Consider the following 25,010-nt stretch of genomic DNA (forward strand, 5'->3'; position numbering starts at 1 on the left):
AATGCCAGTGGTGCATTTGCGCTGACGTAGATAGAGACTAGAACATGCGAAAAAAGTTGTCACTGTCAAAAGTAACAGTTGCAGCGCCAGCGAAAAACTCGTCGCAAAATTATAACTTTCAATAGTTTGGGCAGCCTTTTAACTTTTGCTATTAAGATAATTCCAAACTATTCTAACTAACCGCTCAGTAGAGTTACTACAGTATTCCGAAAGGGGATGTGCGGATCGAGTATTAATCGCTTGGGCGATTGATACGGGTAGGCGCTAACTTGTTCGCGAGGAGGCTCGGCAGGCGAATTTATCCATCGCCCTTACAAACACCTCGCGAACAAGTTCGCTCCTACCGGAGTGCGTGGTTAAGTTGGAGCGAGCAGGAGGCGCTCCAACGAACTCAAGCTTGTTACAGACTAAACCGCGAAACCATGCTGTTCAGGTCCACAGCCAGGCGCGTCAGCTCACCACTTGCAGCGCTGGTCTGGGCCGCACCGTCGGATGACTGAGCCGACAGGTCGCGGATGTTGACTAGGTTGCGGTCCACTTCACGGGCCACCTGGGCCTGCTCTTCGGCGGCGCTGGCGATAACCAGATTGCGCTCGTTGATTTCCACTACGGCGGTGTTGATGGTGTCCAGCGCCAAGCCTGCGCCTTTGGCGATGTTCAGCGTCGACTCAGCACGTTCTGTGCTGTTACGCATGGAGCTGACTGCCTGCTCGGTGCCGCCCTGAATGCTGCCGATCATGCGTTCGATTTCACTGGTCGACTGCTGGGTACGATGCGCCAGTGCACGTACTTCATCAGCCACCACAGCAAAACCACGACCGGCTTCACCAGCACGCGCGGCTTCAATGGCTGCGTTGAGGGCCAACAGGTTGGTCTGATCGGCGAGACCGCGAATCACATCCAGTACCTTGCCGATATCACGGGACTCTTCAGCCAGATTGCCAATCAGGTCCGCCGTGCTTTGCACATCGCCGCTCATGCGCTCGATGGCATTGACCGTTTCCTGAACCAGATCACGACCGTCACCCGCCGACGCAGTGGCGTTTTTCGACGCTTCAGAAGTGCTCACGGCATTACGTGCGACTTCTTCAACGGCACTGGTCATCTCGTTGACAGCGGTAGCGGCTTGTTCGATTTCGTTGTTCTGTTTCGAGAGCCCACGAGCACTCTCGTCGGTTACCGCGTTCAGCTCTTCAGCGGCAGAAGCCAGCTGAGTGGCGGAACCCGAAATACGGGTCAAGGTGTCTCGCAGTTTTTCCTGCATCTTCTGCATGGCGGCGAGCAAACGACCGGCTTCGTCGGTGCCGTCGACCTTGATTGGGCGAGTCAGGTTGCCTTCAGCAATTGTTTCGGCCGCTTCAAGCGCCGACGCGATTGGACGGGTGATGCTATTGGTCAGCAGCCAGGCGAACAGCATGGTCAGGACCGTAGCGATAATCAGCAGACCGACAACCAGATTGAACGCTGACGAGTACTCGTCGGCGGCAGCCTGGTTGGTGACCGTCAATTGCCTGGTGTTAAGGTCGGCCAGTCTGGCCAGGACCACATTCATTTTGTCAGAGTTGGAGGCTGACTCCGCATTAAGCAGCCTGGCCATCTCGTCGACTTTGCCTGCACGGCTCAAAGCGATCACGCGCGCTTCGATTTGGCGGTACTCGCCCAGCAACTGCACAAACTCGTTGTAGGCTGCTTTCTCCTCCGGGGCCTCGATCAGTTTTTCATAGACCGCCTGGGCTTCGCTGATCTGCTTGTTGCGCGCGGCAAACAACTCAATGGTCTTGTCCTGAACATCCTGTTCGCGATTGGTCAACAACCGATAGGACAGAACACGCATGCGAATGCCAGCCACCGTCAGCCCGTTCAGGCTTTGAATGCTGGGCACGCTGTTCTGTGCAACCTGGTCACCCGCGGTGCGGATCTTGCTCATTTGCGTCAACGCAAATACGCCGAGGATTAGCATCAGCGTGCCAATCAAGGCAAAACCGAGGAACGCGCGCGGCGCAATATTCATGGATCGTAATGACATGTTTTTTTCCAGAGAAAGAGGAGGAGCATTCCTTGCGAGAAAGAGATTTGAACCGTTGCGATTGCATGCCTATCGGTCGATGAGCAGAAGTCTTGAGGTGGGTGGTCGCAAATGGGGGCGCGTCGGAAAGTCGCAGTCTTTTTAAAATGCGGCAAAACGCCATGCAAGTCATTGAAAGGCAACGTTTACGGGGCTCTGAGCTGAAAATCTGTAAATGTTGAAGACCGCATATTTTCTCGCTCTGACCGGACTGACGAGCAGCAGGAACCAGATGGATAAATCACAGTCAACAGGGCCTGTTTATGCACTTGCCTTCAGGGAGGAAGCCCGCGCGCCGAAACGTCGTTATTTAAGCGGCTTCACTGGTATGCGCAGTGACTTTTCTTTAAGGTGTGCGCCCGTTGAAATTTGCTCGAGAAATCAAAATGTTGGAAGCATCCCTTAGCCAATTGGAACAACTTGTCAGCGATCTGGTGCAACAAAACCAGCAGCTGCAAAGCACAAATACCCAGCTCACTACGGAGCTGGCTCAAGCCAGGGATGAAAACGACAGTCTGCAATTGAGTCTGATGGAGCAGGAAGAGAAACAAGGTGCCACTGCTGCGCGCATTCAGGCCCTTGTTGACCGTGCGACCAGCGCAAGCGCAGTCAGCGCATGAGTACCGACAGAAACGGGGTGACGGTCGTTTCGATTCTCGGTAACGACTATTCGATCAAGGCGCCCGCCGGCGAAGAGCAAACTCTGCAGCAGGCTACGGCACTGCTTCGTGCATCGCTGGCCGATACCAAGCGCAAATACCCGACTCTGATTGGCGACCGCCTGTTGGTACTGGCTGCCCTGAACCTGTGTTCGCAGCAGATCGAACTCAAGCAGCAACACCAGGTTGAACTCGACCGCTGCCGCGAGAAGGTCGATGCCACCGTGGATGCGATTTCGAAGACGATTGCGCAGAACTGAGCCAAATGCCCCTGTAGGAGCTGCCGCAGGCTGCGAAGCAGTATTACTGACACATCGCTTCGCAGCCTTCGGCAGCTCCTACAAAAGCCGCCCAAACCAGACTAAGCCCCCATCACCAGCCGGATATCCGCCGCCAGCTCGCGCACGCGGGCTTCTTCGGTGTCCCATGAGCACATGAAGCGCGCGCCACCATTACCAATGAAGGTATAGAAGCGCCAGCCCTTGGCCGTCAGCGCGGCAATGGCGGATTCGGATAGCTGCAGAAACACGCCATTGGCCTGGACCGGGAACATCAGTTCAACGCCCGGAATATCCTGGACCAGCGAGGCGAGCAATTGCGCGCAATGGTTGGCATGGCTGGCGTGCTTGAGCCATGCATCACCTTCTAGTAGCCCGACCCACGGGGCGGAAAGGAAACGCATTTTCGACGCCAGTTGCCCGGCCTGTTTGCAACGATAGTCAAAGTCTTCAGCCAACTTGAGGTTGAAGAACAGAATCGCCTCCCCCACCGCCATACCGTTTTTGGTGCCGCCAAAGCACAGCACGTCGACGCCCGACTTCCAGGTCAGCTCTGCCGGTGAACACTCCAGAAAAGCGCAGGCGTTAGCGAATCGCGCGCCGTCCATGTGCAGGTTCAGATTAAGCTCTTTACAGGTCGCGCTGATCGCCTTGAGTTCGTCAGGCTGGTAAACGCTGCCGACTTCGGTGGCTTGGGTCAGGGTAACGACCCGAGGTTTTGGGTAGTGGATATCCTGGCGCTTGAGCGCGACTTCGCGGATCGACTCGGGCGTCAGTTTGCCCTGCTCGCTACGTGCAGTGAGGAGCTTGGAGCCGTTGGAGAAAAACTCCGGAGCGCCGCACTCGTCAGTCTCGACGTGAGCGGTTTCCGAGCAGATAACGCTGTGATAGCTCTGACACAGCGACGACAGCGCCAGCGAGTTGGCCGCCGTGCCGTTGAAAGCGAAGAACACTTCACAGTCAGTTTCAAATAATTTACGGAATTGATCCGAGGCCCGTGCGGTCCATTCGTCATCGCCGTAAGCGCGCTGATGGCCGTGGTTAGCCTGTTCCATCGCAGCCCAGGCTTCAGGGCAAATGCCTGAATAGTTATCACTGGCAAACTGCTGGCTTTTATCGGTCATGGCCGAATCCTTGTCATTGATTATGCTGCGCACTGTAACGAAGATCGCAGCGTTTGGTCATGGGTTGTTGTATCAGGCGCTGTACTTGTGACATGCACCGCTCCCACAGGTAATTCGTTCCACCTTAGAATCCGCGCTTAACCCTCTCGGAGAGATATGGATCTATCGAACCCGCCTTACCTGCCCGGACGCGACAAGGCACTGGACCTTCTCAAATGGCTGGCGATGTTGGCCATGGTACTTGACCACTTGCGCTATGTCGGCTGGTCGATAGATGTGTTGTATGTGCCGGGACGACTGGCATTTCCTTGGTTCTGCCTGGCGATTGCGGCAAATCTGGGACGCAGATCCGCGCTTTTTCCCGAGCCGAAAGTGCAGTGGCGTTATCTGGGCTGGATGTCGTTGTTCGCCGTAATGGCGGAGGCTCCTTATCGGCTGTACATGGATGACGCTCACACGCTTAACGTACTGCCCACACTGGTGCTCGGTCTGCTGATCGCCCAGGGTTGGCGACACCGGCTACCAGTGACGCGCGTCATGGCGCTTATCGCTTTACTGGGCGCAGCCATTTTCCACAAATACCTGATGTTTGGTTTCTTCGGGACATTGCTGCCGCTGGCGCTGCTGTTGGTGATGCATCGCCCGATCTGGCTTGCACTGCTGCCGGGAGCAATCTGCGTGGCAGGCAACGCATGGCCGCAGATGTTTGCCGGTGCCGCCTGGGGTGATCCGGTTTCCATCGGCTCGCTGGTTGCCTGCTTGATCGCGCCCATACTTGGGCTGGCGTTGTTGCGCCGTCGTTTGAGCTTTCCTGTCAAACCGATGCGGCGTTGGGCGTACGCGATCTATCCAGCGCATTTTCTGGTGCTGCTGGGTTTGCGGGAAATATTGGCAATATGGGCCCCCCCCACAATCCTGTAGGAGCGCACGAGCACCGCGAGGCCGCGATGGCGTTTCTCCTGACACACCGCCATCGCGGCCTCGCGGTGCTCGTGCGCTCCTACGCAGAGATTGAGGTGAGCTGAAAATCCCTGTAGACAAAACGCCAGCAGCGCCCTTATCTTCTGCGCTGGCCACCGCAGTGGCCGACGTCGCTCGGACGGTTCCGGGCGCTTACGTATCTGAGGCCTCCATGGCAGACTTACCTTCGCCGCGCCGTTTTGCGCGTATCGATCGACTCCCCCCGTACGTCTTCAATATCACCGCCGAGCTGAAAATGGCCGCTCGCCGCCGTGGTGAAGACATCATCGACTTGAGCATGGGCAACCCCGACGGGCCAACCCCACCGCATATCGTCGAAAAACTGGTTACTGTCGCCCAACGTGAAGACACTCACGGCTACTCGACTTCGCGTGGCATCCCGCGTCTGCGTCGGGCGATTTCCAACTGGTACAAAAAACGCTACGACGTGGATATCGACCCGGAAGAAGAGGCCATCGTTACCATCGGCTCGAAAGAAGGCCTGGCGCATTTGATGCTCGCCACCCTCGATCAGGGCGACACGGTATTGGTACCGAACCCGAGCTATCCGATTCATATCTACGGTGCTGTGATTGCTGGCGCACAAGTGCGTTCGGTGCCCCTGATCCCGGGTGTGGATTTCTTCGCCGAGCTGGAAAAGGCCATTCGTGGCTCGATCCCGAAGCCTAAGATGATGATCCTCGGCTTCCCGTCCAACCCGACCGCGCAGTGCGTGGAGCTGGACTTCTTCGAGCGCGTGGTTGCCCTGGCCAAACAGTACGACGTGCTGGTGGTTCACGACCTCGCCTACGCCGATATCGTCTACGACGGCTGGAAAGCGCCGTCGATCATGCAGGTGCCGGGCGCGAAAGACATCGCCGTGGAATTCTTCACGCTGTCCAAGAGCTACAACATGGCGGGCTGGCGGATCGGCTTCATGGTCGGCAACCCGGAGCTGGTCAACGCTCTGGCGCGGATCAAGAGCTACCACGACTACGGCACCTTCACCCCGCTGCAAGTCGCGGCTATTGCTGCGCTGGAAGGCGATCAGCAATGCGTGCTGGATATCGCCGAGCAGTACCGTCAGCGTCGCAACGTGTTGGTCAAAGGCCTGCATGAACTGGGCTGGATGGTGGAAAACCCTAAAGCCTCAATGTATGTGTGGGCCAAGATACCACCCGCCTATGCTCATCTCGGCTCATTGGAATTCGCCAAAAAGCTGCTGGCCGAAGCCAAGGTCTGCGTTTCGCCGGGTGTCGGTTTTGGTGAGTACGGCGATGACCATGTGCGCTTTGCGCTGATCGAGAATCAGGACCGGATTCGCCAGGCCGTGCGCGGTATTCGCGGGATGTTCCGGGCGGATGGGCAGTTGCCGGGCAAGGCTCTTTAATCCCTGCACACCGCACTCCCCTGTGGGAGCCGGGCTTGCCCGCGATAAGGACACCTCGGTCTATCCGAGAATTGCGTCGACCTTATCGCGGGCAAGCCCGGCTCCCACATGGATCGCGTTCCAACCTCACCCGCACGTTATTCGCTCTCCTCTCCCAGCCATGTCGTAAACGCACCTTTGCGTGGCGTGCGTAGGCATTTGGCGTCTTTGGTCCGGCCCTAGTATCGCTGTCAAAGGGCCCTGCTTAGATGCTGCGGTCCTACCGATAAGTCAGGCGCGACGCCGCCGCTGGGAGAACCGCGATGTTCAGCAAGAACGACCAAATCCAAGGCTATGACGATGCACTGCTGGCCGCGATGAATGCCGAGGAGCAGCGTCAGGAAGATCATATCGAGCTGATCGCTTCGGAGAACTACACCAGCCAGCGCGTGATGGAAGCCCAGGGCAGCGGCCTGACCAACAAATACGCCGAAGGTTATCCGGGCAAGCGCTACTACGGCGGCTGCGAGCATGTGGATAAAGTCGAGCAATTGGCGATAGACAGAGCCAAGCAACTGTTCGGTGCGGATTACGCCAACGTTCAGCCGCACTCCGGCAGCTCGGCCAACGCAGCGGTTTACCTGGCATTGCTGCAAGCTGGCGACACCGTGCTGGGCATGAGCCTGGCCCACGGCGGTCACTTGACCCACGGCGCGAAAGTCAGTTTCTCCGGCAAGCTCTACAACGCAGTCCAGTACGGCATCGACACCGCTACCGGGCTGATCGATTACGACGAAGTCGAGCGCATCGCCGTCGAGTCCAAACCCAAAATGATCATCGCCGGTTTCTCGGCATATTCGAAAACCCTCGACTTCCCTCGTTTCCGGGAGATCGCCGACAAAGTCGGTGCTTACCTGTTTGTCGACATGGCCCACGTTGCAGGCCTGGTCGCGGCCGGTCTGTACCCGAACCCGCTGCCGTACGCCGACGTGGTAACGACCACCACGCACAAAACGCTGCGCGGCCCACGTGGGGGGTTGATCCTGGCCAAGGCCAACGAAGAAATCGAGAAAAAGCTCAATTCTGCCGTGTTCCCAGGCGGTCAGGGCGGCCCATTGATGCACGTGATCGCCGCCAAGGCCGTGTGCTTCAAAGAAGCAGCAGAGCCCGGCTTCGTGGCGTATCAACAGCAGGTGATCGATAACGCTCAGGCCATGGCGCAAGTGTTCATCGACCGTGGCTACGACGTGGTCTCCGGCGGCACCGATAACCATCTGTTTCTGGTCAGCCTGATCCGTCAGGGCCTGACCGGCAAAGACGCCGACGCCGCTTTGGGTCGTGCGCACATCACCGTTAACAAGAACTCGGTGCCCAACGATCCGCAATCGCCGTTCGTGACCTCGGGCCTGCGTATCGGCACTCCAGCAGTGACCACCCGCGGTTTCAAAGTCACCCAATGCATCACGCTGGCCGGCTGGATCTGCGACATTCTCGACAACCTCGGTGACGCTGATGTCGAGGCCAATGTCGCCAGCCAGGTTGCAGCACTGTGTTCCGATTTCCCGGTTTATAGCTGAGTCAGGAGTAGTTATTCATGCAGCATTACTCAGGCTTCGGCCTTCTCAAGCACTCCCTCAGCCACCACGAAAACTGGCAGCGCATGTGGCGCACGCCTACCCCGAAAAAAGTCTACGACGTGGTCATCGTCGGTGGCGGCGGGCATGGTCTGGCGACTGCCTATTACCTTGCCAAAGAGCACGGCATCACTAACGTCGCCGTGGTCGAGAAAGGCTGGTTGGGCGGCGGCAACACGGCGCGTAACACTACCATCGTGCGTTCCAACTACCTGTGGGACGAGTCTGCTCACCTGTATGAGCACGCGATGAAATTGTGGGAAGGCCTTTCGCAAGACCTGAACTACAACGTTATGTTCTCCCAGCGCGGCGTGTACAACTTGTGCCACACCCTGCAGGACATGCGTGATTCAGAGCGCCGGGTCAGCGCCAACCGCCTTAATGGCGTGGACGGCGAATTGCTCAACGGCAAACAGGTGGCGGACGAAATCCCGTACCTCGATTGCTCGAAAAATACCCGCTACCCCATTATCGGCGCCACCGTGCAACGTCGCGGCGGCGTAGCCCGTCACGATGCCGTGGCGTGGGGTTTCGCCCGTGCCGCTGACGCCTTGGGCGTGGACTTGATCCAGCAGACCGAAGTAACCGGCTTCCGCAAGGAAAACGGCGTGTGCATCGGTGTTGAAACCAACAAAGGCTTCATCGGCGCCAAGCGCGTCGGCGTGGTGACCGCCGGTAACTCGGGGCACATGGCAAAACTCGCCGGCTTCCGTTTGCCGATTGAATCCCACCCGCTGCAAGCGCTGGTATCAGAGCCGATCAAGCCGATTATCGACAGCGTGATCATGTCCAACGCCGTACACGGTTACATCAGCCAGTCCGACAAGGGCGACCTGGTGATCGGTGCCGGTATCGACGGCTGGGTTGGCTATGGTCAACGCGGATCGTACCCGGTGATCGAGCACACGATTCAGGCCATCGTCGAAATGTTCCCGGTGCTATCCCGAGTGCGCATGAACCGTCAGTGGGGCGGCATCGTCGACACCACGCCGGATGCCTGCCCGATCATTTCCAAGACCCCGGTGCCGAACATGTTCTTCAACTGCGGTTGGGGCACCGGTGGCTTCAAGGCTACACCGGGCTCGGGCAACGTGTTTGCGGCAAGTCTGGCTAAAGGTGAAATGCATCCATTGGCCAAACCTTTCTCCATCGACCGTTTCCACAACGGTGCGTTGATCGATGAACACGGCGCAGCCGCGGTCGCCCACTAAGAGGAGCACTACCTATGCTGCACATCTTCTGTCCTCACTGTGGCGAACTGCGCTCCGAAGAGGAATTCCACGCTTCAGGTCAGGCCCACATCCCGCGTCCACTGGACCCGGCCGCCTGCACCGACGAGCAATGGGGCGACTACATGTTCTTCCGCGATAACCCACGCGGGCTGCATCACGAACTGTGGATCCACGCCGCTGGCTGCCGTCAGTACTTCAACGCGACCCGCGACACCGTGACTTACGAAATTCTCGAAACCTACCCGATTGGCACCAAACCGCAGTTCAGAAACCCTGCGTTTGAGAAGACAGCCAGCGGCGAGGGAGACCAGGTATGAGCCAGACCAACCGACTGCCCAACGGCGGCCGCATCGACCGCAGCAAGGTCCTGAACTTCAACTTCAATGGCCAGACGTATCAGGGCTTCGAAGGCGACACATTAGCCGCCGCTCTGCTGGCCAATGGCGTGGACATCATCGGTCGCAGCTTCAAGTATTCACGCCCTCGTGGGATTTTCGCCGCAGGTTCTGAAGAGCCGAACGCGGTACTGCAGATTGGTGCTACCGAAGCCACGCAGATCCCCAACGTGCGCGCCACGCAACAAGCGCTGTATTCGGGTCTGGTCGCAACCAGCACCAACGGCTGGCCGAGCGTGAACAATGATGTGATGGGGATTCTCGGCAAAGTCGGCGGCAAGCTGATGCCGCCGGGTTTCTACTACAAAACCTTCATGTACCCGCAATCGTTCTGGATGACTTACGAGAAGTACATTCGTAAGGCTGCTGGCCTTGGTCGTTCGCCGACTGAAAACGATCCGGACACCTACGACAACATGAACCAGCACTGCGACGTGCTGATCGTTGGCGGTGGCCCAGCGGGTCTGGCGGCGGCTCTGGCTTCGGCCCGCAGCGGTGCTCGAGTCATTCTGGCCGATGAGCAGGAAGAGTTCGGCGGCAGTCTGCTGGACAGCCGCGAAAGCCTCGACGGCAAACCGGCTGCTGAATGGGTCACCACCGTTATCGCTGAGCTGAAAAGCCTGAAGAACGTGGTGTTGCTGCCTCGCGCCACGGTCAACGGCTATCACGATCATAACTTCCTGACCATTCATGAGCGGCTGACCGACCACCTGGGTGATCGTGCGCCTATCGGTCAGGTGCGTCAGCGCATGCATCGGGTTCGCGCCAAGCGCGTAGTGCTGGCTACCGGCACTCACGAACGTCCATTGGTTTACGGCAACAACGACGTGCCGGGTAACATGCTGGCCGGTGCAGTTTCCACTTATGTGCGCCGTTATGGCGTGGCACCGGGCAAGAAACTGGTGCTGTCCACCAACAACGACCACGCCTACCGCGTCGCGCTGGACTGGCTCGACGCCAGCCTGCAAGTGGTCGCGATTGCCGATGCGCGGCACAACCCACGCGGCGCGCTGGTTGAAGAAGCTCGTGCAAAAGGCATTCGCATTCTGACCGGCAGCGCGGTGATCGAAGCCCGTGGCAGCAAGCACGTTACCGCCGCTCGTGTAGCAGCGATTGATGTGAAAGCTCATCGCGTAACCAGTCCTGGCGAATGGCTCGAATGCGATCTGGTTGCCAGCTCCGGTGGCTACAGCCCTATCGTTCACCTCGCTTCGCACCTGGGCGGCAAGCCCGTCTGGCGTGAAGACATTCTCGGTTTCGTACCGGGTGAAGCGCCGCAGAAGCGCGTTTGCGTCGGCGGCGTGAATGGCGTCTACGCATTGGGCGACGCCTTGGCCGACGGTTTCGAGGGTGGCGTGCGCGCGGCCAGCGAAGCCGGGTTCAAAGTCGTCGAAGGTGTATTACCAAAAGCTCTGAGCCGTGCGGAAGAACCGACGCTGGCCCTGTTCCAGGTGCCGCATGACAAACCGACTGCCCGTGCGCCGAAGCAATTCGTCGACCTGCAGAACGACGTCACTGCCGCCGCCATCGAGTTGGCGACCCGTGAAGGTTTCGAATCGGTTGAGCACGTCAAACGTTACACCGCTCTGGGATTCGGCACCGATCAAGGCAAGCTGGGTAACGTCAACGGCCTGGCCATTGCCGCTCGCTCGCTGAACGTTTCCATCCCGGAAATGGGCACCACCATGTTCCGCCCGAACTACACGCCGGTGACCTTCGGCGCGGTAGCCGGTCGTCACTGCGGGCATATCTTCGAGCCTGTGCGTTTCACTGCCCTGCACGCCTGGCATGTGAAAAACGGCGCTGAATTCGAAGATGTCGGCCAGTGGAAACGCCCGTGGTACTTCCCGAAAGCCGGTGAAGACATCCATGCTGCCGTGGCTCGCGAGTGCAAAGCCGTGCGTGAAAGCGTCGGCCTGCTGGACGCTTCGACCCTTGGCAAGATCGACATTCAAGGCCCGGATGCCCGTGAGTTCCTGAACCGGGTTTACACCAACGCCTGGACCAAGCTCGACGTGGGCAAGGCGCGTTACGGCCTGATGTGCAAAGAAGACGGCATGGTCTTCGACGACGGGGTTACCGCCTGTGTCGCCGACAACCATTTCATCATGACCACCACCACAGGCGGCGCAGCTCGCGTCCTGCAATGGCTGGAAATCTATCAGCAGACTGAATGGCCTGATCTGAAGGTGTACTTCACCTCCGTGACTGACCATTACGCGACCCTGACGCTGTCTGGCCCGAACAGCCGCAAGCTGCTCAGCGAAGTGACCGACATCGATCTGGACCGTGAAGCCTTCCCGTTCATGACCTGGAAAGAAGGTTTGGTTGGCGGCGTTCCGGCACGGGTATTCCGTATCTCGTTCACCGGCGAGCTGTCGTATGAGGTCAATATCCAGGCCGACTACGCGATGGGCGTGCTGGAAAAGATCATCGAAGCTGGCAAGCAGTACAACCTCACGCCATACGGCACCGAGACTATGCACGTGCTGCGCGCCGAGAAGGGTTTCATCATCGTGGGTCAGGACACCGACGGCTCGATGACCCCGGACGACCTGAACATGGGCTGGTGTGTTGGCCGCACCAAACCGTTCTCGTGGATCGGCCAACGAGGCATGAACCGCGAAGACTGCGTGCGTGAGCAACGCAAGCAACTGGTCGGCCTCAAGCCGGTTGATCCAACCAAGTGGCTGCCAGAAGGTGCGCAACTGGTGTTCGACCCTAAACAGTCGATCCCGATGACCATGGTTGGTCACGTGACCTCCAGCTATGCGGCCAACTCGCTCGGCTATTCGTTCGCGATGGGTGTGGTCAAAGGTGGCTTGCAGCGTATGGGCGAGCGGGTGTTCTCACCTCAGGCTGATGGCAGCGTGATCGAAGCCGAAATTGTCTCCTCGGTGTTCTTCGATCCGAAGGGTGAGCAGCAGAACGTTTGATGGCGTGCGCCTACCCTGTAGGAGTGAGCTTGCTCGCGATCGGCTGCGCAGCAGTCGTGAAAATGGTGAATGCACCATTGCCTGAAAGTCGTTCCGACTTTATCGCAAGCAAGCTAGCTCCTACAGGTCCCAGCTCACTGGAAAAGAATTCAGAACAGGTGCTCTATGACCACAGCCAACGTTTACCAGCAGCGGCCAACGACCGGCGAGAAAGCCGAGTCACCGTTGTTTCATGCCGACCTCAACAGCCTGGTCGGTAAAGGTCGCGCCAATCCTGGTGTGATCCTGCGCGAGAAGAAACTCCTCGGCCACCTGACCATCCGTGGCGACGCTCACGACCCGGCTTTCGCCGCAGGAGTCCACAAGGCACTGGGCATGGAATTGCCCGGCGCACTGGCACTGGTTATCAGTGGCGAGAGCTCGATCCAGTGGCTTGGCCCGGATGAATGGCTGCTGATCGTGCCGACCGGTGAAGAGTTCGCCGTGGAGCAGAAACTGCGCCAGGAACTGACCGGTCTGCACATCGCCATCGTGAACGTCAGCGGCGGTCAGTCCATCCTTGAACTGAGCGGCCCGAAAGTCCGCGAAGTGCTGATGAAATCCACCAGCTACGATGTACACCCGGACAACTTCCCGGTGGGCAAGGCTGTAGGCACGGTATTCGCGAAATCCCAACTGGTGATCCGCCGCACTGGCGAAGAAACCTGGGAGCTACTGATCCGCCGCAGCTTCGCCGATTACTGGTGGCTGTGGTTGCAGGATGCGAGTGCTGAGTACGGCCTGACCATTCAGGCCTGATCAGGTCCTGTAGGAGCGCGCTTGCACGCGATAAAGTCGGAACGACTTTCAGGCAATGGTGAATTCACCATTTTCACGACTGCTTCGCAGCCGATCGCGGGCAAGCGCGCTCCTACAGTGATCACATCAATATTGGAGTTATCGAATGAGCCGCGCCCCCGACACATGGATTCTGACCGCCGACTGCCCAAGCGTGCTGGGCACGGTGGACGCGGTGACCCGCTATTTGTTCGAGCAGGGCTGCTACGTTACTGAGCACCACTCGTTTGATGATCGCCTGTCGGGCCGCTTCTTCATCCGGGTTGAATTCCGCCAGCCTGATGGCTTTGACGAACAAGGTTTTCGCGCAGGCCTGACTGAACGCGGCGAAGCCTTTGGCATGATCTTCGAGCTGACTGCGCCGAATTACCGGCCGAAAGTGGTGATCATGGTTTCCAAGGCCGATCACTGCCTCAACGACCTGCTCTACCGTCAGCGCATCAACCAACTGTCCATGGACGTGGTCGCGGTGGTGTCCAACCATCCGGATCTGGAACCATTGGCGCGCTGGCATGAAATTCCGTACTACCATTTCCCCCTGGACCCGAACGACAAGCCCGCTCAGGAAAGCAAAGTCTGGCAAGTGATCGAGGATTCAGGTGCCGAGCTGGTGATCCTTGCCCGCTACATGCAGGTGCTGTCGCCGGACCTGTGCCGCAAGCTGGACGGTAAAGCGATCAATATTCATCACTCGCTGTTGCCCGGTTTCAAGGGCGCCAAGCCTTACCATCAGGCCTACAACAAAGGTGTGAAGCTGGTAGGCGCTACTGCGCATTACATCAATAACGACCTGGACGAAGGCCCGATCATTGCCCAAGGCGTGGAAGTGGTGGATCACAGTCATTACCCCGAAGACTTGATCGCCAAAGGGCGCGACATCGAAGGCCTGACGCTGGCACGGGCAGTGGGTTATCACATTGAGCGGCGTGTGTTTTTGAACGCCAACAGGACAGTGGTGCTTTAAGGGCACCGCTTCGCGGTATCGCGAGCAAGCTCACTCCTACAGGAAAACGCGATCAACTGTAGGAGTGAGCTTGCTCGCGATGGCGGCGGTATGAACAACATCAATCCAGGCAGGCACCCAAGAGCAATCCCTGCGTTGCTTGCAACACCCAACAAAAGCAGCGCGTTTCCCCGCGACATAACAACAAAATCGAGGTGAAAGAATGTCTGACAATCGTGGTGTGGTGTATCTCGGCGCTGGCAAGGTCGAAGTGCAAAAAATCGACTATCCGAAAATGCAGGACCCGCGTGGGCGCAAGATCGAACACGGCGTCATCCTGCGGGTGGTTTCCACCAATATCTGTGGCTCGGACCAGCATATGGTTCGCGGCCGTACCACTGCACAAACCGGCCTGGTACTGGGCCATGAAATCACCGGCGAAGTGATCGAAAAAGGCACTGGCGTCGAGAATCTGAAAATCGGCGATCTGGTATCAGTGCCCTTCAACGTCGCTTGCGGTTTGTGCCGATCCTGCAAGGAACAACACACCGGTGTGTGCCTCACCGTCAATCCGGCCCGCCCGGGCGGTGCCTACGGTTACGTCGACATGGGCGACTGGACCGGTGGCCAGGCCGAATACGTGCTGGTGCCCTACGCCGACTTCAACCTGCTCAAGCTCCCTGACCGCGACCGGGCGATGGAGAAAATCCGCGACCTGACCTGCCTGTCCGACATTCTGCCCACCGGCTATCACGGCGCGGTGACAGCCGGTGTAGGTCCGGGCAGTACCGTATACATCGCTGGCGCGGGCCCGGTTGGTCTGGCCGCTGCGGCATCTGCACGCCTGCTGGGTGCCGCGGTGGTCATCATCGGTGACGTGAACCCTGCTCGCTTGGTCCATGCCAAGGCTCAGGGTTTCGAAGTTGCCGACCTGTCCCTCGATACCCCGCTGCACGAGCAAATCGCCGCACTGCTGGGCGAGCCGGAAGTGGACTGCGCGGTCGACGCCGTAGGCTTCGAAGCACGCGGTCATGGCCATGCGGGTGTGCAGCATGAAGCACCGGCGACCGTCCTCAACTCGTTGATGGGCGTGGTGCGGGTGGCGGGCAAGATCGGTATCCCCGGTCTCTACGTCACTGAAGATCCGGGCGCTGTCGATGCTGCGGCTAAAATGGGCAGCCTGAGTATTCGCTTCGGTCTGGGCTGGGCCAAATCCCACAGCTTCCACACGGGTCAGACGCCCGTGATGAAGTACAACCGCCAGTTGATGCAGGCGATCATGTGGGACCGCATCAAGATTGCCGATATCGTCGGCGTCGAAGTCATCAGCCTCGACGACGCGCCACGCGGTTATGGCGAGTTCGATGCAGGTGTACCGAAGAAGTTTGTGATTGATCCGCACAAGTTGTTTAGCGCGGCGTAAACCTCGGCCCCTGTAGGAGCTCACGAGCACCGCGAGGCAGCGATAGCGGTGTGTCAGACATATCGCTATCGCTGCCTCGCGGTGCTCGTGAGCTCCTACAGGTATCTATGCATTTCTCAACCAGATGGAACATTGCCACCCCGCTCAAGGTCGAACACGTGTTTCTACCGGCAGCTGCCGGATTTTCTGGTTTGAGGGGTTTGTTGCAATGAAGATTTCCCGCGGTGTGGCACTGGCAACCTTGATGGCCTTCGCCGCCAGTCCAGTGTTCGCTTTCAATCTGAATGACGCGGCCAACGCCGTTTCCAACGCCACTAACGGCAATCAGAAAGCCACCGCAGCGCCTGAAGCTGCTGGCCTGCTCAATCTGCTGGGCACCAATCTCAATATCACCCCCGAGCAAGCCGTCGGCGGCACGGGTGCATTGCTGGGTCTGGCGAAGAACAAACTTGCCGGTAATGACTACAGCCAATTGAGCAAATCCGTTCCCGGCCTCGATCAGCTCGCTGGCAACGGCGCACTGAGCAGCCTTGGCAGCCTGAATGGCCTGGGAAGTCTGTTGGGCAACTCCGGCAACAGCGCTGAAAGCTCGGTGCTGAACAGCGCGTTAGGTAACGTACAAAACATGGGCGACGTGAACAAGGCGTTCAGTGCTTTGGGCATGGACAGCTCAATGGTCAGCCAGTTTGTACCACTGATTCTGCAATACCTCGGTCAACAAGGTGCTGGCGGGTCAGCACTGCAAAGCCTGAGCAGCGTGTGGGGCGCAGGCAGCTGATTCAGCGCTGATCCTTCAATCTTGGGATGCATCGCCGCGCAAGGTGGCGATGCGTGCATTCTTCTCCTGCCAAAGCTGGTTGACCCAGCCCTGCACTTTCTCGCGAAACACTGGATCGTTCTCGTAATCGCCCTGCCATAACGCCGGGTCCAGCTCGCGCGTCTGGATATCGATGATCACCCTCGGAACGTCACCGCACAGCAAGTTCCAGAAACCCGGAATGCGCTCACCTGGATAAACCACCGTCACATCCAGAATCGCATCCAGTTTTTCACCCATGGCCGCCAGTACGAACGCCACGCCGCCCGCCTTGGGCTTGAGGAGGTGTGAATAAGGCGAGTTCTGTTGCGCATGTTTAGCTGCTGTGAAGCGGGTACCTTCCAGATAGTTGACCACGGTCACTGGTTGATTTTTGTACAGTTCACAGGCCTGACGGGTGATCTCAAGGTCATGACCTTTGAGCTCAGGATGCTTGGCCAGAAAAGCCTTGCTGTAGCGCTTCATGAACGGATAATCCAGCGCCCACCAGGCCAGGCCCAACAGCGGCACCCAGATCAGTTCTTTCTTCAGGAAGAATTTGAAAAACGGCGTGCGGCGGTTCAACGCTTGAATCAGCGCGGGGATATCGACCCACGACTGGTGATTGCTGATCACCAGGTAAGAGGTGTCGCTGCGCAAACCCTCGTCACCGCGAATTTCCCACCGGGTCGGAATGCATAGCGAAAAAATCAGCTTGTCGACTTCTGCCCACGTTTCGGCAATCCATACCACCGCTTGCGAGCAGCTATCGCGCAACTGGCCGCTGAAAGTCAGCTTGAGCAAGCCGAAAATCAGTAACGGCCCGATCATGACCAGCGTGTTAAGCAACAGCAGCAATGTAACGAAACAGCCAGTGAGCAGGCGACGCATACGGATCTCTGGAGGACTACAAGGGCCGCCATGATAAAGAGCAACTGCGTTCGCGCCAAATCCGCTGGTCGCGGACAAATGTTTCACAAGGTTACAGGTAAGCTCTGGCCTGCGAACGATGTGTGATAGCGATGTCTAAAACGGCATGCTGCAAAACTGCTCTTGTGGGAGCCGGGCTTGCCCGCGATAAACGATAACGGGGCGCATCTGACAGACCGAGACGCAGCCATCGCGGGCAAGCACCGCTCCCACAAGGTCGATTGCATTCCAATCAAATAGAGGTACCCACCCAGTGAAATCAACCCTGGCGCTACTGTCCCTGCTGGCACTGCCTGTCATGGCTGCCGAGCCGACGCTGTATGGTCGCTACGAAAATATCAAGGTCGCGGAAATCGGTGAGACCTTCAAAGCCAAGATGGATACCGGGGCACTGACAGCGTCATTGTCGGCCAAGGACATTGAGCTGTTTACCCGCGATGGTGATGACTGGGTACGCTTCCGCCTCGCCACCAAAGGTGCCAGCAACAAGGTTTACGAGCACAAGGTATCCCGGATCAGCAAAATCAAAAGCCGCGCCGAAGGTGACGACGAGGACGAAGACCTCGATCCAACCAAGCGCCCGGTTGTCGATCTTGAGCTATGCCTGGGTAACGTCAAGCGCACGGTCGAGGTGAACCTGGTAGACCGCAGCCACTTCAACTACCCGCTGTTGATTGGTGCCAAGGCCTTGCGCGAGTTTGGCGCAGCGGTGAACCCGGCGCGGCGTTACACGGCGGACAAGCCGGATTGTTGATCACCACCGTCCCTGTGGGAGCTGGGCTTGCCCGCGATAAGGCCGGACGCGATGTAAAGTGAATCGTGTCCGGCCTTATCGCGGGCAAGCCCAGCTCCCACAAAGGACCGCGCCGTACCTATAGAAATATCCAGACCACAAAAAACGGCGCCCTTGCGGGGCGCCGTTTTTGTTTACCAGCCTTGAATCAAGCGTGAACCAAAGAAGGCTCAGGCTCGCGTACGACCGGCTGCAAAGGCAGCAGCGGCGCGTGCGGGTCAGCGGCGACGGACTCTCGCCATGCATCCAGCCATTCAGGGTGGTTTTCACTCCAGACCTGTTCATGCAGGCGGCCCAAGGCAACAGGGTCGCTAAGCAGCATCAAACGGTCGTGGTTACTGAGTTTCTCAGGCCCGACAGCCAGTGCATGACGCACACGCTCCATCCGAACGAACTCGATTGGCTCGGCAGTACGGTGACGCGAGGTCGCCAGTGCGCAAGCCAGTGCGTTCTGTTGCGGATCAACCACGGCGCGGATGAAGCCTTGCTTCAGTGCGTGCCAGCGGTTCTCGTGGGTGTACAGATCAGTCGAGACCAGTTCTTGCGGCGGCGTGTGCTCTTCAGGAATCAGGAAGAACTTCTCGTCGCGCGCCTTGAGCCCCAGACCGGTACGGCTGGAAATCACCGAGACCGGAATCGACAGCATCAGCGAACCAACGATTGGTGCCAGCCACCACAGGAAGCTTGGGTTCAACCAGGCCACCAGCAGCGCCCAGCACGCACCCAGCAGCGTCTGCGGACCATGACGCTTGACCGCTTCCAGCCAAGGCGTGGAGTCGTCGTCACGTTGTGGCGAATTCCAGGTCGCAGCCCAGCCCAGGAAAGCAGCCAATACGAAGCGGGTGTGGAACAGCATACGCACCGGAGCCAGCAGCACCGAAAACAGCATTTCCATCAGCATCGACAGCGTGACCTTGATCTTGCCGCCGTAACCGACTGCGCCCTTGGCCCAGATCAGAATGATGCTGAGCAATTTAGGCAGGAACAGCAGCACGATGGTCGTCGAGAACAGCGCAACGGCTTTTTCCGGGTGCCATTGTGGCCAGAGCGGATAAAGCTGACGCGGCTCAAGGAAGTACGTCGGCTCCATCAGCGTGTTCACCGCCAGCAAGGCCGTGGACAACACCAGGAAGAAGAACCACAACGGCGCCGACAGGTATGACATCACGCCCGTCAGGAACACCGCACGGTGAACCGGGTGCATGCCTTTTACCAGGAACAGCCTGAAGTTCATCAGGTTGCCGTGGCACCAGCGACGGTCACGCTTGAGCTCGTCGAGCAGGTTTGGCGGAAGCTCTTCGTAACTGCCCGGCAGGTCGTAGGCAATCCACACGCCCCAGCCAGCACGACGCATCAAAGCTGCTTCAACGAAGTCGTGAGAAAGGATCGCACCGGCGAACGCACCTTTACCAGGCAACGGCGCGAGGGCGCAGTGCTCGATAAACGGCTTCATGCGGATGATCGCGTTGTGACCCCAATAGTGGGATTCACCCAGCTGCCAGAAGTGCAGACCGGCCGTAAACAACGGACCGTACACGCGAGTAGCAAACTGCTGCATGCGCGCATAAAGAGTGTCCATGCCCGACGCCCGTGGCGCGGTCTGGATGATACCCGCGTCCGGAGTGGCTTCCATCAAGCGCACCAGACTGGTCAGACATTCACCGCTCATGACACTGTCGGCATCAAGCACGACCATGTAACGGTAATCACCGCCCCAGCGACGGCAGAAGTCGTCGAGGTTGCCGCTTTTGCGTTTTACGCGACGACGGCGACGGCGATAGAAGATCTTGCCGAAGCCTTTTGTCTCGCGGCACACGTCCAGCCAGGCCTGTTGCTCGGCTACGGCGATGTCGGTCTCGTTGGTATCGCTGAGCACGAAGAAGTCGAAACGGTCGAGGTCACCGGTGGCCGCAACCGACTCGAAAGTCGCCCGCAAACCCGCAAACACACGAGGCACGTCTTCGTTACAAATCGGCATGACCAACGCAGTACGAGCACCCTTCTCAATCGGCTCGTTACCCGCACTGGCACCGGAAATCCGGTATTTGTCGCGGCCTGTCAGCAACTCCAGGAAGCCCATCAAGGCTGTCCAGAAACCGGCTGAAACCCAGCAGAACAGAATACCGAAAAGCAGCAGAATACTGGTCTGCAAGGCATAGGGCAGAACCTGCCACATGGTCTGCACGAAAGTCTGGTGCGTGATTTCATCGAGTGAAACCAGCGACCAGCCCTGGTACGGCAGAATGCCTTTCATGTACCAGCCAGCCACGATGGTCTGACCGAGCATCAGGATCAGCAGGATGTAACGACGAATCGAACCCACGGTGCGCCAGCGCGCCTTGGGCAGATCGCGTTCAACCTTTGGCTCGACCGGATTGCTGCGACCGGTCATGCGACGCCAGATACGAACCAGAATGTTGGTCCGCCATGGCTCAGGCACGACTTTGGTCCGACGGATCGGTGGCGTAGCCTTGAGGCACACGCGACCATTGGCGTCGAGGGTCAGCATTTCAGCCTCTTCCAAGGCCTCGGCGGTAGTCAGAGTCAGTCGGCGACCCACCGAAGCCTGAGCGGCTTCGGCAGTATCGGTAACTGGCTGAGCAGACAAACGCTCATGCAACTCGGCGAACGAGGTGCAGCCAGCCAGTTCGGCTCGCTGCTCATCGCTCATCGGGAGGTGTGCCAGGTACTCGCTGAGAGACACTGGCACCGGTACGGAATTACTCATCGGCTGGCAACTGGTAGCTCCAGGTCTCGGTCATGACTTGCAGCGTCTTGGCCGGCTCTGGATTGGTGGGTGCCGCATCGGCTTCTGGCTGCTGGGTCTCTTTGCCGTCTTTGGCTACGTCAGCTTTGGCCACGTCTGTTTTGGCAGCGTCGGCTGGCTTGGCGTCGGACTTGGCAGCATCAGCAGGTTTGGCTGCATCGGCTTTGGCATCGGCAGGTTTGGCTGCGTCAGCCTTGGCTACGTCGGCTTTCGGATCCTTCGCGGCGTCTGCGGCGGCTTCTTTCTTCGGAGCCTCTTTAGGCGCAGCTTTTTTCTCGTCACCGATGTGAGCTTTGGCAGCAACCAATACCGCAGGTTCCTTGCCTGGCTCGGCCGGGATCTCGCGCAGCAGATAGGCCTGCATCTCGATCGGCTTGTTGGTGTCCTTGACCTTGACCCGCAACGTCAGGCGATAGCCTTTGGTCACCGGGTTGTAGCGCAGGTTGTTTTCCACCAGCTCAGTATTGGTGTCAGTGGTGACCTGGCTACGAATGGTCTTGTCTTCAGGCATCGACGCGAGGATCGGACCGACGAAATCGACCTGGAACGCTACGCTGCCGTCCAGCTGACGAATCAGGTTGGACTGACGGATATCACCGGCAGAACGCAGGGTCTGCTTGACCCAGCCCAGATCAGGCGAGTGAATGGCTTTCTCGTCCATGGTCCAGTGGATGCGATAGTTGAAGTCAACTGGCTCGCCCGGTGCTGGCAGAGTGTCTGGCTTCCAGAACGCAACGATGTTGTCGTTGGTTTCGTCAGCAGTCGGGATTTCTACCAGATCGACGGTACCTTTGCCCCAATCGCCCTTAGGTTCGATCCATGCACTTGGACGCTTGTCGTAGCGGTCGTCCAGATCTTCATAGTTGCTGAAGTCGCGACCACGTTGCAGCAGACCGAAGCCGCGCGGGTTCTCTACCGAGAAGCTGCTGACAGCGAGGTGTTTAGGGTTGGTCAGTGGACGCCACAGCCATTGGCCGTTGGCCGCCTGGATCGACAGACCATTGGAGTCATGCAGCTCGCGGCGGTAGTTCTGCACGCGCGAAGGCTGGTTGGCACCAAACAGGTACATGCTCGTCAGCGGAGCAACGCCCAGCTTGGAGACCTTGTCACGCAGATACATGCGCGACTGGACATCAACCAGAGTATTGGTACCCGGACGCAGGGTCAGCTTGTAAGCACCGGTCGCACGCGGGGAGTCGAGCAGCGCAAAGATCACCAGATGGTTGTCATCGGTGCCTGGCTTCTCGATCCAGAACTCGGTGAAACGTGGAAACTCTTCGCCAGACGGCAGTGCGGTATCGATCGCCATGCCACGCGCAGACAGACCATAAACCTGACCTTTACCGATAACGCGGAAGTAGCTCGCGCCCAGCATGGTCATGATTTCGTCTTGTTTGTCGTCTTTGTTGATCGGGTACAGGACACGGAAACCGGCATAGCCGAGTTTCTCGGTCGCTTTAGGATCGAACTTCACATCGCCAAAATCAAAGCGGCTGGAGTCGTACTTGATCTCTTCAACGGTTGTCGCAGTGACTTCGTTGATTTTGACCGGGGTGTCGAAGTGCATACCCTGGTGATAGAACGAGACTTTGAACGGCGTTCTGTCGCCCGCCCATTCAGCACGATCCTCACGGAAACGGATTTTCTGGTAGTCCGCGAACTTCATGTCGCGGAACTCGGCCGGCAGATTGCTACGCGGGGCTTCGTACTTCTTGTCGGCCAGTTCCTTCGCTCTGCTCGCTACGTCATCAAGACTAAACGCCCACAATTGTGTGGCGCTGAACAATGAGATCAGGGCTGAACTTGCCAATAGCGCGCTACGCAACCGCTTGCCAGGTGTCTTTACCGCATTACAGGGACTAACAATCACGAGCAACCCTCGCCGAAAACAGATGAAGAAACCAACGGCCAGCTATCAATTGCCGGGTTGGCGAGCATTGTTCCGACTCCGAAAGAACCTAATGATTCCCCAAACGGTGTCGGACCAGCTTCTGACCTTGCCAAACGGTGCCACAAACGCGGATCCCCGGACGGCGCGATTATCTAGTAGCGCGCGCCACAACGCACCATGTCCGATGAAGTATTTATTGCTTTGCAGCCTAATAAATCCGGGGGCAGTACAGCAAATCGATACTTTACCCCTCCAGCAGAAAAGTCACGGGGCCATCATTTACCAAATGAACTTGCATGTCTGCACCAAATTGGCCCGATTCAACCACCGCATGCGAGCTTTTTGCCTGACTCAATAAATACTCGAACAATTCGGCTCCCAAGGCGGGCGGGGCTGCTTTGGAGAAGCTCGGCCGCATGCCGCTTTTGGTATCCGCTGCCAGCGTGAACTGCGAAACCAACAGCAAACCTCCTGCGACATCGCGCAAGGATAGATTCATCTTGCCGTCAGCATCGCTGAACACGCGGTAGTTAAGCAGCTTATGTAGCAGCTTGTCGGCACTGGCCTGAGTGTCTTGAGGCTCGACTCCCACCAGAACCATCAAACCCTGATTGATAGAGCCAACAATCTGCCCTTCAACTTCAACTCGTGCGCTGCTGACGCGTTGTAGCAAGCCTTTCATGTATCAAATTCCATATTGGCCCTTGCTGAGGATTCCTGTGGGAGCGGTGCTTGCCCGCGATAAGAGCGACGCGATCTAAAGGGAACCGTGTCCAGCCTTATCGCGGGCAAGCACCGCTCCGACAAATTCCATCACGCCTCTTCAGGCGGCAAATCCAGCAAACGAGCAGCCACTTGCGCGGCGGCGCGGACCAGTGCGTCGGTGATACCCGGCTCGGACGCAGCATGCCCCGCATCGCGAATCACTTGCAGCTCGCTGTTCGGCCAGGCCTGGTGCAGCTCCCAGGCATTATCCAGCGGGCAGATGACGTCATAGCGGCCGTGCACGATGATCCCCGGCAAATGGGCGATTTTCGGCATGTCGCGGATCAACTGGTTTTCTTCAAGGAAGGAGTTATTGGTGAAGTAATGGCACTCGATACGCGCGATGGACAATGCGCGCTGCGGCTCGGAGAAGCGATCCACCACTTGCGGATTAGGACGCAGCGTCGCAGCACGGCCTTCCCACGTGGACCAGGCCTTGGCCGCATGCATCTGGGCAATCTGGTCGGTACCGGTCAGGCGTTTATGGAACGCGGTCAACAGATCGCCGCGTTCTTCCAGCGGGATCGGAGCCACATAATCCTGCCAGTAATCCGGGAACATGCGGCTGGCACCCGCCTGATAGAACCACTCGATTTCCTGCGGGCGAGCCAGAAAAATGCCGCGCAGGATCAGGGCGTGGACGCGATCCGGATGAGTTTGAGCGTAGGCCAACGACAGAGTCGAACCCCACGAGCCACCAAACAACACCCATTTATCAATGCCCAGATGCTCGCGAATTCGCTCAAGGTCGGCAACCAGATCCCAGGTGGTGTTGTTTTCCAGGCTTGCATGAGGCGTCGAACGACCGCAACCACGCTGATCGAAAGTGATGATGCGATACAGATTGGGATCGAAATAGCGACGGCTTTGCGCATCGCAGCCCGCGCCGGGGCCGCCATGAATAAACACCACCGGCAGACCTTCCGGTGACCCGCTTTCATCGACATACAAAACGTGCGGCGCCTCTACAGCCAGATCGTGCCGGGCGTAAGGTTTGATCTGCGGATACAAGGTCTGCATAGGTGCTCCGTAAGTGCGGTTCGGGTTCTTCTATTTTTTTGCCGTGGAGGCATCATAAACCCGAAACGAGGAATGTTCATGCTGTCACTCGCAGCTCATGCCAAGTGTGGAACGATCGATGCAAGCGGTTTGCCAATTGCTCAAATGGGCGAACCAGAGCGGCATGAGTCTGTCGAAGCGTGAGTCGTGTCCT

The 25,010-nt window shown here is 58.1% G+C and carries 20 protein-coding genes; 13 read left to right on the plus strand and 7 right to left on the minus strand.

Features of this window, described 5'->3' with window-relative positions:
* Window positions 1-400 precede the first annotated feature (400 nt).
* Window positions 401-2,026, minus strand: a complete 1,626-nt coding sequence (locus ABRP31_RS25330) for a methyl-accepting chemotaxis protein (protein ID WP_349973647.1) — start codon at window positions 2,024-2,026, stop codon at window positions 401-403.
* 425 nt (window positions 2,027-2,451) lie between these two features.
* On the opposite strand from ABRP31_RS25330, the gene ABRP31_RS25335 reads away from it, so the two are divergent.
* Both ABRP31_RS25335 and ABRP31_RS25340 read left to right on the plus strand, forming a co-directional pair.
* Window positions 2,452-2,685, plus strand: a complete 234-nt coding sequence (locus ABRP31_RS25335) for a hypothetical protein (RefSeq protein WP_349973646.1) — start codon at window positions 2,452-2,454, stop codon at window positions 2,683-2,685.
* Window positions 2,682-2,984 carry a cell division protein ZapA gene (locus ABRP31_RS25340; RefSeq protein ID WP_087265987.1) on the plus strand — a complete coding sequence of 101 codons (303 nt, stop codon included), beginning with the start codon at window positions 2,682-2,684 and terminating at the stop codon, window positions 2,982-2,984. Before ABRP31_RS25335 ends, ABRP31_RS25340 begins: the two co-directional genes overlap by 4 nt.
* Window positions 2,985-3,085: 101 nt before the next feature.
* Here the strand turns inward: ABRP31_RS25340 and ABRP31_RS25345 are convergent, their stop codons facing one another.
* Window positions 3,086-4,126 (minus strand): low specificity L-threonine aldolase, encoded by a 1,041-nt coding sequence (locus ABRP31_RS25345; protein ID WP_349973645.1) that lies wholly within the window; start codon window positions 4,124-4,126, stop codon window positions 3,086-3,088.
* Between the two features lie 156 nt (window positions 4,127-4,282).
* On the opposite strand from ABRP31_RS25345, the gene ABRP31_RS25350 reads away from it, so the two are divergent.
* The 10 genes from ABRP31_RS25350 (at window position 4,283) to ABRP31_RS25395 (ending at window position 16,633) form a co-directional block, all read left to right on the plus strand.
* Entirely contained in the window at window positions 4,283-5,047 is a 765-nt protein-coding gene (locus ABRP31_RS25350) for a TraX family protein (protein ID WP_349973643.1), read from the plus strand.
* Window positions 5,048-5,258: 211 nt separating this feature from the next.
* Window positions 5,259-6,476, plus strand: a complete 1,218-nt coding sequence (gene alaC / locus ABRP31_RS25355; RefSeq protein WP_087265982.1) for an alanine transaminase — start codon at window positions 5,259-5,261, stop codon at window positions 6,474-6,476.
* A gap of 302 nt (window positions 6,477-6,778) precedes the next feature.
* On the plus strand, window positions 6,779-8,032 hold the full coding sequence (gene glyA / locus ABRP31_RS25360; RefSeq protein ID WP_087265980.1) for a serine hydroxymethyltransferase: 1,254 nt from the start codon (window positions 6,779-6,781) through the stop codon (window positions 8,030-8,032).
* Window positions 8,033-8,049: 17 nt separating this feature from the next.
* Complete coding sequence (locus tag ABRP31_RS25365) at window positions 8,050-9,300, plus strand: sarcosine oxidase subunit beta family protein (RefSeq protein WP_032628141.1); 1,251 nt, start codon at window positions 8,050-8,052, stop codon at window positions 9,298-9,300.
* Window positions 9,301-9,314: 14 nt separating this feature from the next.
* The gene (locus tag ABRP31_RS25370; protein WP_087265976.1) at window positions 9,315-9,638 is read left to right on the plus strand and encodes a sarcosine oxidase subunit delta; all 324 of its coding nucleotides are present in this window, start codon (window positions 9,315-9,317) and stop codon (window positions 9,636-9,638) included.
* Window positions 9,635-12,652: a sarcosine oxidase subunit alpha gene (locus tag ABRP31_RS25375; RefSeq protein ID WP_349973828.1), complete on the plus strand. Its 3,018-nt coding sequence runs from the start codon at window positions 9,635-9,637 to the stop codon at window positions 12,650-12,652. The genes ABRP31_RS25370 and ABRP31_RS25375 overlap by 4 nt, the downstream gene beginning before the upstream one ends.
* Before the next feature lie 165 nt (window positions 12,653-12,817).
* Complete coding sequence (locus ABRP31_RS25380; RefSeq protein ID WP_349973827.1) at window positions 12,818-13,450, plus strand: sarcosine oxidase subunit gamma family protein; 633 nt, start codon at window positions 12,818-12,820, stop codon at window positions 13,448-13,450.
* Between the two features lie 145 nt (window positions 13,451-13,595).
* The gene (purU, locus tag ABRP31_RS25385) at window positions 13,596-14,453 is read left to right on the plus strand and encodes a formyltetrahydrofolate deformylase (RefSeq protein WP_349973826.1); all 858 of its coding nucleotides are present in this window, start codon (window positions 13,596-13,598) and stop codon (window positions 14,451-14,453) included.
* Between the two features lie 202 nt (window positions 14,454-14,655).
* Entirely contained in the window at window positions 14,656-15,855 is a 1,200-nt protein-coding gene (gene fdhA, locus ABRP31_RS25390) for a formaldehyde dehydrogenase, glutathione-independent (protein ID WP_349973824.1), read from the plus strand.
* 208 nt (window positions 15,856-16,063) lie between these two features.
* Window positions 16,064-16,633: a DUF2780 domain-containing protein gene (locus ABRP31_RS25395; protein ID WP_349972691.1), complete on the plus strand. Its 570-nt coding sequence runs from the start codon at window positions 16,064-16,066 to the stop codon at window positions 16,631-16,633.
* 15 nt (window positions 16,634-16,648) lie between these two features.
* Here ABRP31_RS25395 and ABRP31_RS25400 read toward each other — a convergent pair whose 3' ends face one another.
* Window positions 16,649-17,542: an acyltransferase gene (locus tag ABRP31_RS25400; protein WP_349972690.1), complete on the minus strand. Its 894-nt coding sequence runs from the start codon at window positions 17,540-17,542 to the stop codon at window positions 16,649-16,651.
* 292 nt (window positions 17,543-17,834) lie between these two features.
* Between ABRP31_RS25400 and ABRP31_RS25405 the strand changes: the two genes are divergently transcribed.
* Window positions 17,835-18,335: an ATP-dependent zinc protease gene (locus ABRP31_RS25405; RefSeq protein ID WP_087265965.1), complete on the plus strand. Its 501-nt coding sequence runs from the start codon at window positions 17,835-17,837 to the stop codon at window positions 18,333-18,335.
* Window positions 18,336-18,522: 187 nt separating this feature from the next.
* Here ABRP31_RS25405 and mdoH read toward each other — a convergent pair whose 3' ends face one another.
* From mdoH to pip, 4 genes are all read right to left on the minus strand, one after another.
* Window positions 18,523-21,102: a glucans biosynthesis glucosyltransferase MdoH gene (gene mdoH / locus ABRP31_RS25410; RefSeq protein ID WP_349972689.1), complete on the minus strand. Its 2,580-nt coding sequence runs from the start codon at window positions 21,100-21,102 to the stop codon at window positions 18,523-18,525.
* Window positions 21,095-23,017, minus strand: a complete 1,923-nt coding sequence (locus tag ABRP31_RS25415) for a glucan biosynthesis protein G (RefSeq protein ID WP_349972688.1) — start codon at window positions 23,015-23,017, stop codon at window positions 21,095-21,097. The genes mdoH and ABRP31_RS25415 overlap by 8 nt, the downstream gene beginning before the upstream one ends.
* A 259-nt stretch (window positions 23,018-23,276) precedes the next feature.
* Window positions 23,277-23,714 (minus strand): D-aminoacyl-tRNA deacylase, encoded by a 438-nt coding sequence (dtd, locus tag ABRP31_RS25420; protein ID WP_349972687.1) that lies wholly within the window; start codon window positions 23,712-23,714, stop codon window positions 23,277-23,279.
* Window positions 23,715-23,845: 131 nt separating this feature from the next.
* On the minus strand, window positions 23,846-24,817 hold the full coding sequence (gene pip, locus ABRP31_RS25425; protein WP_087265956.1) for a prolyl aminopeptidase: 972 nt from the start codon (window positions 24,815-24,817) through the stop codon (window positions 23,846-23,848).
* Window positions 24,818-25,010: the final 193 nt, after the last annotated feature.

It is taken from the genome of Pseudomonas caspiana (genome assembly GCF_040224095.2).
Lineage (GTDB): Bacteria > Pseudomonadota > Gammaproteobacteria > Pseudomonadales > Pseudomonadaceae > Aquipseudomonas > Aquipseudomonas caspiana.

What these genes read in the sequence shown, in the direction of transcription:
- ABRP31_RS25330 (WP_349973647.1), bottom strand. Translation starts at nt 2,026, where the DNA reads ATGTCATTACGATCCATGAATATTGCGCCGCGCGCGTTCCTCGGTTTT.
- ABRP31_RS25335 (WP_349973646.1), top strand. Translation starts at nt 2,452, where the DNA reads ATGTTGGAAGCATCCCTTAGCCAATTGGAACAACTTGTCAGCGATCTG.
- ABRP31_RS25340 (WP_087265987.1), top strand. Translation starts at nt 2,682, where the DNA reads ATGAGTACCGACAGAAACGGGGTGACGGTCGTTTCGATTCTCGGTAAC.
- ABRP31_RS25345 (WP_349973645.1), bottom strand. Translation starts at nt 4,126, where the DNA reads ATGACCGATAAAAGCCAGCAGTTTGCCAGTGATAACTATTCAGGCATT.
- ABRP31_RS25350 (WP_349973643.1), top strand. Translation starts at nt 4,283, where the DNA reads ATGGATCTATCGAACCCGCCTTACCTGCCCGGACGCGACAAGGCACTG.
- alaC (WP_087265982.1), top strand. Translation starts at nt 5,259, where the DNA reads ATGGCAGACTTACCTTCGCCGCGCCGTTTTGCGCGTATCGATCGACTC.
- glyA (WP_087265980.1), top strand. Translation starts at nt 6,779, where the DNA reads ATGTTCAGCAAGAACGACCAAATCCAAGGCTATGACGATGCACTGCTG.
- ABRP31_RS25365 (WP_032628141.1), top strand. Translation starts at nt 8,050, where the DNA reads ATGCAGCATTACTCAGGCTTCGGCCTTCTCAAGCACTCCCTCAGCCAC.
- ABRP31_RS25370 (WP_087265976.1), top strand. Translation starts at nt 9,315, where the DNA reads ATGCTGCACATCTTCTGTCCTCACTGTGGCGAACTGCGCTCCGAAGAG.
- ABRP31_RS25375 (WP_349973828.1), top strand. Translation starts at nt 9,635, where the DNA reads ATGAGCCAGACCAACCGACTGCCCAACGGCGGCCGCATCGACCGCAGC.
- ABRP31_RS25380 (WP_349973827.1), top strand. Translation starts at nt 12,818, where the DNA reads ATGACCACAGCCAACGTTTACCAGCAGCGGCCAACGACCGGCGAGAAA.
- purU (WP_349973826.1), top strand. Translation starts at nt 13,596, where the DNA reads ATGAGCCGCGCCCCCGACACATGGATTCTGACCGCCGACTGCCCAAGC.
- fdhA (WP_349973824.1), top strand. Translation starts at nt 14,656, where the DNA reads ATGTCTGACAATCGTGGTGTGGTGTATCTCGGCGCTGGCAAGGTCGAA.
- ABRP31_RS25395 (WP_349972691.1), top strand. Translation starts at nt 16,064, where the DNA reads ATGAAGATTTCCCGCGGTGTGGCACTGGCAACCTTGATGGCCTTCGCC.
- ABRP31_RS25400 (WP_349972690.1), bottom strand. Translation starts at nt 17,542, where the DNA reads ATGCGTCGCCTGCTCACTGGCTGTTTCGTTACATTGCTGCTGTTGCTT.
- mdoH (WP_349972689.1), bottom strand. Translation starts at nt 21,102, where the DNA reads ATGAGTAATTCCGTACCGGTGCCAGTGTCTCTCAGCGAGTACCTGGCA.
- dtd (WP_349972687.1), bottom strand. Translation starts at nt 23,714, where the DNA reads ATGAAAGGCTTGCTACAACGCGTCAGCAGCGCACGAGTTGAAGTTGAA.
- pip (WP_087265956.1), bottom strand. Translation starts at nt 24,817, where the DNA reads ATGCAGACCTTGTATCCGCAGATCAAACCTTACGCCCGGCACGATCTG.